Source organism: Pseudomonas brassicacearum, from assembly GCF_003732265.1.
GTDB lineage: Bacteria > Pseudomonadota > Gammaproteobacteria > Pseudomonadales > Pseudomonadaceae > Aquipseudomonas > Aquipseudomonas brassicacearum_D.
Genome location: NZ_MOBK01000339.1, coordinates 1 through 313 on the forward strand (window position 1 = coordinate 1; position 313 = coordinate 313).

The window sequence follows — 313 nt, forward strand, 5'->3', positions numbered from 1 at the left end:
CCGGTTACCGGTAGCGTCCTTCAGGTACTCGTCCTGGTTCGTCGTCCCCACGAATACGCACTGACGCGGCACGTCCATCGTGCGACGTCCGTAGCTCTCGCGGTAGGTGTCAGTCGACGCGGAGAAAAACTGCTTAGCCTTGGTGCTCTCGGCCTTGTTGAAACTGTCCAGCTCGCCCAGCTCGACGATCCACTTCCCCCGGATCGCCTGAAAGCCGTCCTTGTCGCCCAAGGCAAACGGCGTATCCATGAACCACTCACCACCGAGAATGCTCATCGCCGTCGACTTACCTGCCCCCTGCGCGCCCTCAAGG

The 313-nt window shown here is 61.3% G+C and carries 1 protein-coding gene; it reads right to left on the reverse strand.

All coding sequences use genetic code 11. The features are described from left to right. Positions 1-313, reverse strand: a 313-nt coding sequence (locus BK660_RS31600) for a virulence-associated E family protein (protein WP_221178666.1), incomplete at both ends; no start/stop codon positions are given.